The organism is Candidatus Ulvibacter alkanivorans (assembly GCF_003333325.1).
Classification (GTDB): Bacteria; Bacteroidota; Bacteroidia; order Flavobacteriales; family Flavobacteriaceae; genus Ulvibacter_A; species Ulvibacter_A alkanivorans.
In genome coordinates this window covers 1-10,963 of sequence record NZ_QOLC01000026.1, presented here as the reverse complement: position 1 = coordinate 10,963, position 10,963 = coordinate 1, and the positions used below count along the sequence as shown (strand labels likewise).

9 protein-coding genes are annotated in these 10,963 nt (G+C 40.0%); 5 read left to right on the top strand and 4 right to left on the bottom strand.

What is annotated here, in order from left to right; all coding sequences use genetic code 11:
- On the top strand, positions 1-1,220 hold a 1,220-nt coding region (locus DWA30_RS01705), incomplete at its 5' end, for a Pycsar system effector family protein (protein WP_245933839.1).
- Here the strand turns inward: DWA30_RS01705 and DWA30_RS01700 are convergent.
- Complete coding sequence (locus tag DWA30_RS01700; protein WP_114490806.1) at positions 1,217-3,592, bottom strand: GAF domain-containing protein; 2,376 nt, start codon at positions 3,590-3,592, stop codon at positions 1,217-1,219. The genes DWA30_RS01705 and DWA30_RS01700 overlap by 4 nt on opposite strands.
- Positions 3,593-3,728: 136 nt before the next feature.
- Between DWA30_RS01700 and DWA30_RS01695 the strand changes: the two genes are divergently transcribed.
- A complete protein-coding gene (locus tag DWA30_RS01695; protein WP_114490805.1) occupies positions 3,729-4,844 on the top strand; it encodes a TlpA disulfide reductase family protein in 1,116 nt (371 codons plus the stop codon).
- Between the two features lies 1 nt (position 4,845).
- Here the strand turns inward: DWA30_RS01695 and DWA30_RS01690 are convergent, their stop codons facing one another.
- Together DWA30_RS01690 and DWA30_RS01685 are read right to left on the bottom strand one after the other, a co-directional pair.
- A complete protein-coding gene (locus DWA30_RS01690; protein WP_114490804.1) occupies positions 4,846-5,523 on the bottom strand; it encodes an SIMPL domain-containing protein in 678 nt (225 codons plus the stop codon).
- Between the two features lie 10 nt (positions 5,524-5,533).
- Positions 5,534-6,181, bottom strand: coding sequence for a rhomboid family intramembrane serine protease (locus tag DWA30_RS01685; RefSeq protein WP_114490803.1), 648 nt, complete (start codon positions 6,179-6,181; stop codon positions 5,534-5,536).
- Positions 6,182-6,249: 68 nt separating this feature from the next.
- Here DWA30_RS01685 and DWA30_RS01680 point away from each other — a divergent pair, with 68 nt between their 5' ends.
- Complete coding sequence (locus DWA30_RS01680; RefSeq protein ID WP_114490802.1) at positions 6,250-7,119, top strand: lysophospholipid acyltransferase family protein; 870 nt, start codon at positions 6,250-6,252, stop codon at positions 7,117-7,119.
- A 13-nt stretch (positions 7,120-7,132) separates the two neighbouring features.
- Here DWA30_RS01680 and glmM read toward each other — a convergent pair whose 3' ends face one another.
- Positions 7,133-8,521: a phosphoglucosamine mutase gene (glmM, locus tag DWA30_RS01675; RefSeq protein ID WP_114490801.1), complete on the bottom strand. Its 1,389-nt coding sequence runs from the start codon at positions 8,519-8,521 to the stop codon at positions 7,133-7,135.
- Between the two features lie 71 nt (positions 8,522-8,592).
- Here glmM and DWA30_RS01670 point away from each other — a divergent pair, with 71 nt between their 5' ends.
- Together DWA30_RS01670 and ggt are read left to right on the top strand one after the other, a co-directional pair.
- A complete protein-coding gene (locus DWA30_RS01670) occupies positions 8,593-9,177 on the top strand; it encodes an acyl carrier protein phosphodiesterase (protein WP_114490800.1) in 585 nt (194 codons plus the stop codon).
- Positions 9,174-10,883 (top strand): gamma-glutamyltransferase, encoded by a 1,710-nt coding sequence (ggt, locus tag DWA30_RS01665; protein WP_114490799.1) that lies wholly within the window; start codon positions 9,174-9,176, stop codon positions 10,881-10,883. The genes DWA30_RS01670 and ggt overlap by 4 nt, the downstream gene beginning before the upstream one ends.
- Positions 10,884-10,963: the final 80 nt, after the last annotated feature.

Here is a 10,963-nt window from a genome sequence, read left to right as displayed (position 1 = left end):
GTGATATAATTAAAGCAACCGATGAGTTCGTTCTTACCCTTTTCAAGGAGAAACTGCCTAACACTTTTGTGTATCATAATTACCGGCATACCAAACGTGTTTATAAAAGTATAAACGAAATTATTGAAGATTCACAAATTAATGTTAAAGATGCAACCATCCTTAAACTAGCAGCATTACTGCATGATACGGGCTATACGGTGTGTCGAGATGGACATGAAGAAGAGAGTGTGAAGATCGCTAAGGAGTTTCTAAATTCGCAAGATGTAGATCAAGAAATAATCGATGGTGTGGAGCGATGTATCATGGCAACAAAGTTTAAAGGAACACCTGAAGGTGAACTTGAAGAAATAATTCGTGATGCCGATTCTTCTCACTTCGGAAAAGAATACTTTCAGGAAGCCAGCGAATTTCTACGACAAGAATATAAATCGCAAGGAATACAAAACTTCTCTCCTCGAGAATGGCGCGATGAGAACATAAAGGTACTTATAGAAAAACACCAATTCTATAGCGATTATGCGCTGCGAAACTGGCAAAAGCAAAAGGAAGACAATTTAGCCGACTTGATCAAGAGCCGGAAAAAAGACAAGAAAAAGCTTAAAAAAGAAGAACTTAAAGCACAGTTAAAAGTAAAATACAAGGATGCAAGTCCCGATCGCGGTATTCAAACCTTTTATAGAACTGCCTTAAGAAACCATATTAAGCTTAGTGATATTGCAGATACCAAAGCAAACATACTGCTATCTGTAAACGCGATCATCATCTCCTTAACACTGGCCAACTTGTTCTCCAAGTTCGATACGAATCCGTATCTAATATGGCCTACGGCTATCTTTGTAGTATCCAGTGCGGTCACGATGATCTTAGCCGTAATCGCAACGCGACCAAATGTTACCCGTGGCGAATTCACCAAAGAAGATGTAATGAACAAGAGCGTAAACCTCACTTTCTTTGGAAACTTTCATAAAATGGAGTTATCCCAATACCAATGGGCTATAGATGAACTACTAAAAGATAGAAATTATATCTATTCCTCGCTCACTAAAGACTTGTACTTTTTAGGAAAAGTGCTTGATAGGAAGTATCGCATCTTACGAATGACCTATACGATCTTCGTGTTGGGTACGATCATCTCGATTATTGCGTTTGGAGTCTCGTTTGGCGTAGCAGATCTAACCGTTGACCAAGTAAGTGATATTGTAAAACCTGAAGTTTAGGCGTTAAGCTGAACCATAAGGTCTTTATAAGTATAGTAGTCCTTATCTTTGTCGTTATCGGAATCCTTAGAGTATAAAACACTTACGCGTATGGCTTTAAGTCCTGTAACGCCTTGTAAGTCTTCCAGCTCTAATATCTCTACATCTTTGTTCAGTAATTTTTTATGCTGAAGAAAAGCGATATATTTTAAATACTCTTTTTCATCTTCTTTTTGGGAATAGATGATCGCTATTTTCCCCGGTTGGGTAATACGCTCTTCGGTACCTTTAATATGGGCCTTATCGACTCGCTTTTTTACGACTTCATAACGTGCATTATAGGTTCCATCGACATCGAAGCGTTTTTCATCCATCCTAAATCGTAGCGATAACGAGCTGTTAAAAGACAGTATCATCGATGCAACTGTTAGAGGAACCGGAAGCCGTTCTTTTAACTTATAATAGTTGTTCTCCATTTCGCACATAACCTGAAGTTGCCATAAGCGCAAATTGTACAAATATACCTTATGAAAACTCTTGGTCTTAGTGATCGATTCTCCTATGTATAGATTGTGCTCTACCCCATCGGTCTTAAAGCGTTCGAAGTAATGCGGATACATTTCTTGAGCTTCCAATTGTTTTTTGTCGATAATGGAGGCCATTCGCTTATTTATAAGCATCACCGAGTCATCGTAATCTTTACGATGCTTGTAAACAAGTCCGGTAGCTCGGTCTATTTCTTCGTAATATTCATCTATCAATTCTTTAAGATCATCACTTTTCTTCCCTAGGTGTGAAAACATAGGAACGATCTCTGACCGAACAAAATTAAGCACATTGCGTTCACTATCTACTTGTAATTCTTTTCTAAACTCACGTAAATATTCGGATATTCTAAAATCGATTTGCTCGTAAATTGGAAGTGCTTCAATACGATAGATCTTCTTGATTATTTTCTGAATATGCTTCAGTTGTAGTTCAAGGTCTTTTTTGGTCGCTTGATTTCTTGCTTCCGAAGAGCCCTTGATATCCATTTGACCATATAACGGATATACATTATCGAAGACTACCTCACGATAATAGGTAGGTGTGCCTTCGCTCAACGCCTTTAGATAGCGTTTGGCTTCACGCTTGAACTTCCAATGGACACTTCCATGAATAGAAGTACATTCTTCTTGAATAATCAATTCAAGATCTTTTTCTACCTTCGCCTTAGACCGCACTACCGAATCGATCATATAGGGCATGATATCCTTGAGCTTGTTCGCGTTTACCGTGTTTAGATCGTTTACATTAGGCGAGACGATCTCTAACACACCCAACACTTTTCCTTCGCTAACAATGGCTGCCAGGATGGCACTTTTGATCCCTTGATCCAATAGCTTTTTGTACAGGACGTTCTTCGGATATAGTTTATGATATTTTTTAGTGTTTGTAACTATATATAGTCCTTTTTGCTTAAAAAGAGTATAGTATGAAGTATCGCAAAGCGCGTCATTACAGTTTTGAAACGTCTGATTCCGAAGAATAAAACTAGGCGCATTCTTGTACAAAAGTTTTTCGAAAACACCGTCTTCTTCATTATAATCGGAAAAGCCAATTTTAAGGTCGGGAAGATTAAAGATACTTCTAAAGATCTCACCAAATTCGGCAACCACCTTTCCTTCGGTAGATTCGTTCTTCAATAAATAGGATTTAAAATCGGAGATAGAGACATCCAGCGTAACATCAAAAATATTGGCAATTACAAAGCCTCTAAACACCCAGCTTCCCGGAGGAAACTTTTTCTTCCAAACTGCAACGTCATCAAAGTTCTCAAGTAGTTCGTCGAGGTCTTCGGAAGTGATTTCGGGTGCATTGGCCGTTTTTTCCACATCCATAAAATCGCCGTTGTACAGAATGCGATAATTACGCATAGTGCCAGAAGCGTCCGGAATATTGTAGTAAAAAGGTCGTTTAAAATCAACGTTATACCCGTAATAAGCACTCAAAATAATATTACAACCTAGGATGTAAAAATGGTTATCATCGAAGTTAGTGAGCTTTGGGGTAAAACCTTCTCCCGCCGCAGCTATAATATTCTGGTACCGTTTTGTGCTTTTAAATATGAATTCCTGAAAAGGTGAAGTGGCCACCTTAATTTCGTTGCCTTGTAATACAGGGTTAAAAAGATCTTCTAAGATAAAGTCGATTTGTTCACCATACTCTTGAATTTCTTCATGAGAGCTTAGACCCGAACTTAGTTTTGGATGTTCTTTTTCAATCGCTAAAACTTTTTGAACCCTATCGGTATCGTGAAAATCACCATCCGATAATTTTGTGCGATACAGGTCGAAAAGCTTGTGAAAGCTAATTTGTATGTCTAAAGGAAATGCCTCCTTTTCAGTTTTCATTCTATTCATTTTGAACCCATAAAAATACGTAAAATTAAATAAGCACTAAATTCGGTTTCAAAGAATTAACAAATATTTGAGGTTCCTATTTTTTTTCAGAAAAAAATCCCACTATTTTTGTGAAAAAATAATACTTATGAAGCGTTTATTTGGACTTTTAATAGCAATCGCAATAGTTTCTTGTGCAGACGACAGTAATACCTACGAATTAAAGGGTACAGCAGCAGGATATGAAGACGGAACCGAGATCTTCGTATATCGAATCGAGAACAACCAACCCGAAGTGATCGACACCTTGACTGTAGAGAATGAATCCTTCGCCGGGTCCTATGAGAAGTCTGATGATTTCTCACTTCACTATCTACGTCCGGGCACTAATCAAACAACCATCCTGTACTTCCCAGAGAATGAAGACATGAAGGCCTTTATTTACAAGGACAGTATCTCGGCCTCCTATGTTTCAGGTGGCGCACAAAACACAGTTTATCGTGAATTTTATAACGAAATGATGAAGTTCAATAAACAGAAGGAAGCAAATATAGAGCGTTATAAGCAAGCACGAACACAACAAGACGGTGAATTGGTGACCCAAATTCAACAAGACAACCTTGCTTTGGTAAACGAAGAAACGGCCTATAAAAAACAATTTTTGCGTGAAAATAATAATTCACTTTTTGCGGTAATGTTAATTTCTGAAATGCTCAATAGAAAAGAGATCACTCGCACTGAAGCAAAAGAACTGGTAGAAAACCTTACCCCAAAATTAGCGGCGACCCAAATCGCTAAGGATCTAGGGACAATGATAGAAAGTATGAAGAAAGCCGACATTGGCGGAACAGCACCCAATTTTACGGCTCCTACTCCAGACGGCGAAATGCTTTCATTAAAAGAAACCCTTGGCAAATATACAATTATCGATTTCTGGGCATCCTGGTGTCGTCCGTGTCGTATGGAAAATCCAAATGTGGTGAGGGTATATGAAAAATATCATGACAAAGGCCTTAACATCATTAGCGTTTCTCTAGACCGTGAAGGACAAAAGAATCGCTGGGTGCAAGCGATCGAAGATGATAACATGGATTGGTACCACGTTTCTAATCTGAAGTTCTGGCAAGATCCTATTGCTCGTACCTACAATGTACGATCTATCCCGGCAACTTTCCTTTTAGATGAAAACGGTGTGATAATAGACAAAGACCTTCGCGGCCCGGCCTTAGAAGCAAAAATGGAGTCGCTATTAGGCGGTCAATAGGCTAATTTAGCACAAACGATACATTTATTCGTACCCGAATTTCCAATTCCCCGGGAGCTAGGGTTTCTTGACCTCCGGAGCTATCGGCCTCCATGGCCATACTGCGGTACATAGGTCGAGGTTCGCTACTGGGTTGAAATTCACTAATAGAAACGGCTTTACCAATGGTTTGATCTAAAACCTTTGCGTACGATTCTGCCTTCATTTTTGCGTCTTCCACTGCTTTTATACGTGCTTGAGCCTCAAGAGCTTCTCGATTCGAGGATTGAAATTGAACACCATCTATTCTGTTTATACCGGTTTCCAACAGTCCGTTCATCAAATCGTCATATTTTGAAAGATCGTTTAATTGAATGGAAATAGACTGATTTGCAGCATAATTATAGGTCTTTGTATTGTGCTCATAGTTTTTGCTTAATCGTACGTACTCTGTCTTGACGTGTTTTGAATCGATATTCATTTTCTTGACAAATTCGAGTACATTATTCACCGTACGATCGTTCTCCTGCTTAACGACACTAGGATTCTTGCCGGTATTTTCTACACGAACGTTTACAGTAACTTGATCCGGAACTACCGTAATGGCTCCTTCTCCGGTGACATCGACTGTTGGTTGAATGGGTTGTTGTGCTGTCATACTTAATGTGGTTAAAACGAATAATACTAGTATTGTTCTCATGCTTCTGATTTTAAATTTTCCCTAATTTATGCAATATAAAAAGCAACAAGATTGGTGCCGCAAGAACTGCCACTATCCAAAAACTTGTCTGTAACAACGATGGCGCAAATACAATAGTGAGCACATACCCGGCAATGGCTCCTCCAATATGGGCATCATGACCAATGTTACCCAATTGCTTTTTCATGCCGTAAACCGAGTATAACAAGTATAATACCCCTAAGATCCATGCTCGAATCGGTATTGAAAAATAGAGGTAAAACTCTTTCATGGGATAAAAAAGAATGGCCGCATACAGCACTGCCATTACCGCTCCACTCGCTCCCACAGCACTATAATGGTATTCGTTCTTGTGAAAATAGTACGATAATAGATTACCAACAATTAATCCTGCTAAGTAGATAATCACAAATCGCGTTGCCCCTACCGAGTTGATGACCAAACCTGCAAAGAAATACAAGGTTAGCATGTTAAACAATAAATGCGTGAAGTCTACGTGCAAAAACCCCGAACTGAAAAAACGAATTTTTTCGCCCCTCCTAATCCCGGCTATATTAAATTTATACTTTTCAAAAAAGGAAAAATCATTAAACCCTTTCAACGATAGTAAGATGTTTGCTGCAATAATAACAAGCGTAGCAATATGAATATTAGGCATGTGGCCGCTATTTAATTTAATAGGTTTGTAATGCAATAAATTTAGTTAGTTTTGTTTTAAATTAGACTATGCAGCGCCTACTTTATCTTATTATTTATCCGTTCCTTTGGGGCACTTCGCTGCTACCACTGTCTATACTCTACATAAAGTCTAGTGTACTATATGTTATCGCATATCATATAATAGGGTATAGAAAAAAGGTGGTAATGCAAAATCTTTCGCTCACTTTTCCTTCGGAAACAGAAGCTACCAAAAGAAAGATCGCAAAACAATTCTACAAACACTTATGTGATCTCATCTTTGAATCTATAAAAAGTTTAACCATTTCTGAAGCCGCCATGCGAAAGCGATTTCAAGTAGAGAATATCGACATGCTAACCCCTTATTACGAAAAGGGTCAAAGCATTTTTCTAATGGCTGGGCATTATGCGAATTGGGAATGGAGTGGGATATTAACCACCATGTTCGATTACGAAGGTATTGCCGTCTACAAACCATTAGACAACCCCTATTTCGATCGTTTGGTAAAACGAACACGTAGTCGGTTTGGTCCGACCGTGGTTACGAACAAAGCCATTGTTCCTATGCTGTTCCGCAAAAAGAAAAAAGGCGAGACAACTCTTTCTTATATTCTATCAGATCAAACACCTAAAAGAGATGCGTACAAGCATAGAGATCTATTTATGGGGATCGATGTACCCGTATTTACCGGAACTGAAGAATTAGCAAAAAAACTTGACTTCCCGGTGTTCTACCTCCAAGTTTACAAACGCAAACGTGGCTATTATACCTCAAAGCTAATCCCGTTGACCGATAAACCTAAGGAGTTACCCAACTACGCGATTACACGAAAATTCTTAGATGCACTAGAAAATCAGATCAGGGAAACTCCCCAGTACTACCTATGGTCACACAAACGCTGGAAGCACAGAGCTTAAAGTTATAGTTTAATTAAATGCCTGTAATTTCTTTAATTTCAGCTATAAAACGATTTGCTAGTTCGTCGGCTTCTTGCTGTGACCGAGCTTCGGTATAGATTCGAATGATCGGTTCGGTATTCGACTTTCGAAGATGTACCCAATTCTCAGGAAAATCAATTTTCACACCGTCGATGGTTTTTATTTCTTCCGAAGCATATCGCTCCGCCATCGTTTTCAGCAGTAGATCAACATCTAATTGTGGCGTAAGCGTAATCTTCTTTTTACTCATAAAATAAGCTGGGTACTGTGCTCTAATTTCGCTTACCGTTTTATTCTGCTCGGCTAGAAAGCTCAAGAATAATGCGATGCCTACCAGACTGTCTCTTCCATAATGTAACTCCGGATAAATGACTCCTCCATTACCTTCGCCACCAATAACAGCGTTCGTGTCTTTCATCTGTTGCACTACATTCACCTCTCCTACCGCACTCGCAGTGTAAGACCCACCATGTTTTTCAGTAATATCGCGCAAAGCCCTTGAGGATGACATATTAGAAACAGTATTTCCCGGTGTGTGTCCCAGCACATAATCCGCCACTGCAACCAAGGTATATTCCTCTCCAAACATCTCCCCTTTCTCATCTACAAACGCGAGACGATCAACATCTGGATCGACCACGATCCCGAAATCAGCCTGCTCTTCTACCACGAGCTCCATGAGGTCTCCCAAATGTTCTTTTAAGGGTTCGGGGTTATGTGGAAATTCACCGTTAGGAGTGCAATACAATTTTGTGCAATGCACATCTAAGGCGTCCAACAACAACGGAATCGCAATACCACCGGTCGAATTTACAGCGTCGACAACGACCTTTAACTTGGCCTTCTTTATGGCTTCTACATTCACCAAAGGCAAGTCTAGAATTTCATCAATATGCATATCGATATAGGCATCATTTACGGTGATAGCACCTAAAGAATCTACATCTGCGAAAGTTGTGTCTCCTTTTTCGGCTATGTCTAATATCTCTTGACCGGCTTTTGCATTTAAGAACTCACCCTTACTGTTTAGTAATTTTAACGCATTCCACTCTTTAGGATTATGACTTGCAGTTAGGATAATTCCGCCGTCAGCATGCTCTAAGGCAACCGCCACCTCTACAGTTGGTGTTGTTGATAATCCAAGGTCTATCACGTTTATTCCAAGTCCGACCAAGGTATTCATCACCAATTGCTGCACCATTTCACCGGAAATTCGAGCATCGCGACCCACAACAACCCTATACGATTCTTTATCTCGTTGTTGTTTGATCCAACTTCCATACGCTGCTGCATATCGAACAGCATCTATAGGTGTTAAGTTGTTGCCTGGAACGCCTCCAATGGTTCCACGAATTCCTGAAATGGATTTAATTAAGGTCATACGTTCAATTTTTACGCAAAGATACTTTTTAAAATCGCATTTCTTTGTTATGATTTTGTAAATTGTCCCGAATGAATTTTCTCGCACATATCTACCTTTCGGGAGAAGACGAAGGCATCACTATTGGCAATTTTATTGCCGATGGCATTAAAGGAAAACGATACATGAAATTTCCTCCTAAAATTCAGCAGGGAATCCTTTTACATAGAGCCATAGACAGCTACACAGACGCTCATCCTACCGTAAAACAAAGTACGGCACGCCTGCACGAAAATTACAGTCATTACAGCGGCGTAATTGTAGATATCCTGTACGATCATTTTCTTGCCAAAAATTGGAACGATTATCACGAACAACCGCTTTCAGAATATGTAGAAGATTTCTATAATTTACTTCGGAAAAATTTTGCGATCCTACCTTCTCGTATACAGCGAATGATGCCTTATATGATAAACGATAATTGGTTGTTAAGCTATGCCACCATCCCCGGAATCAGTACGATTTTAAAGCAAATGAACGTACGAACCAAAAATGTATCTAAAATGAACTTTGCAGTCGTTGAGCTCGAGGAATATTACGAGGAGTTTGAAGCGGAATTCACTTCTTTCTTTGCCGAACTCATCGAGTTTGTGGAAAACAAAAAATCTGAATTATGAAACATTTGGCTTATCTCCTTTTCACATTGCTCGCCCTTGCCTGTAAAAATGAACCGGCAAACCCCGTCGAACAAAAAGACGAGGCGCCAAAAATTGGGTTGATCACAGAAAAGGCAATGGTGGTCTCTGCAAGAGAAGAAGCATCTCGAATTGGTGTGGAAATTTTAAAAAAAGGCGGAAATGCCTTTGATGCCATGGTTGCTACCGAAATGGCATTGGCAGTAGTGTACCCATATGCCGGAAGCCTAGGTGGTGGCGGATTTATGGTGTATAGAACACAATACGACGAAATAGGAAGTTTCGATTTTAGAGAAAAAGCGCCCATAGCGGCACATAAGAACATGTACCTAGATGATGAAGGAAACTACCTAACCGAAAAAAGTAAAGTAGGAAGCTTAGCGGTAGGAGTGCCGGGAACCGTAGCAGGGATTTTTGCCGTACATAAAAAATTAGGCACCTTGCCAATAGAGATCTTATTGCAACCGGTGATCGACCTAGCAGAGAACGGATACGTAGTCACTGCCAAACAAGCTGCAAGGCTTGAAAAATACCGACACATAATCGATTCCGTAAATCAAGAACCCTCTATTTTTACGCAAACCTATTCTGAAGGAGATACCCTAAAGAACAAAGCCCTGGCAAACACTTTAAAGCGTATTGTAAAAAATGGCAGGATGGAGTTTTACGGCGGTGAGACCGGAAAACGATTGGTCGATTTTCTCGAAGAACGCGGTGGAATTGTCACCTTAGAGGACTTGGAGGCTTACGAAGCACAGTGGAGAGAACCGGTGGTATTCCAATATAAAGACCTAAACGTCATTTCTATGGCACCACCTTCCAGTGGCGGTATCTGTCTAGGTCAGATCCTCAAAATGATCGAACCATACCCTATTAGCACCTTTAAGCATAATGATGCAAAATACATTCAACTGTTGGCGGAGGCAGAACGACGTGCTTATGCCGATAGAAGTTATTTTTTGGGCGATCCCGATTTTGTGAGTATTCCAACCGATTCGCTGCTTTCTGAAAGCTATGCGGAAACACGAATGCAAAGTTTTTCGTTCGAGGCTGCTACGCCTTCTTCGGAAATTGGGTATGGCTCAATACAAGGATATGAAAGTACCGAAACTACGCATTATTCGATCGTGGACGAATTTGGTAATGCTGTGGCCGTCACTACAACGCTTAATTCGGCATACGGGTCTAAATTATACGCAAAAGAACTCGGTTTTTTTCTGAATAACGAAATGGACGATTTTAGTGCAAAACCCGGAGTTCCGAATATCTACGGACTAGTGGGCGGTGAGGCAAATGCCATTGCACCACAAAAGAGAATGCTAAGCGCTATGACCCCGACAATTGTCGAAAAAGAAGGCGAACTTTGGATGGTCCTAGGTACACCCGGAGGAGCTACCATCATCACTTCTGTATTGCAAACCATTTTAAATGTGTACGAATTCGACATGCACATGCAAGAAGCCGTCAATATGCCGCGGTTTCATCACCAGTGGCTTCCTGATGCCATACGTTATGAGCACGGGGAATTTTCCGAAGCATTAAAAGAAAAATTAGCCAAAAAAGGGTATCCGGAAAATACTGAAACCGACCCAACTATTGGAAAAGTAGATGCCATTTTAGTACTTCCTGACGGAATACTAGAGGGAGGAGCCGATAAAAGAGGCGATGATACCGCAGTTGGCTATTAGTAAAATCTTCACCAAATAAACTGTTTATCGAACAAATTCAGCCGTACATCGAATTGTAAGTAATTTACTACATGTTGTAA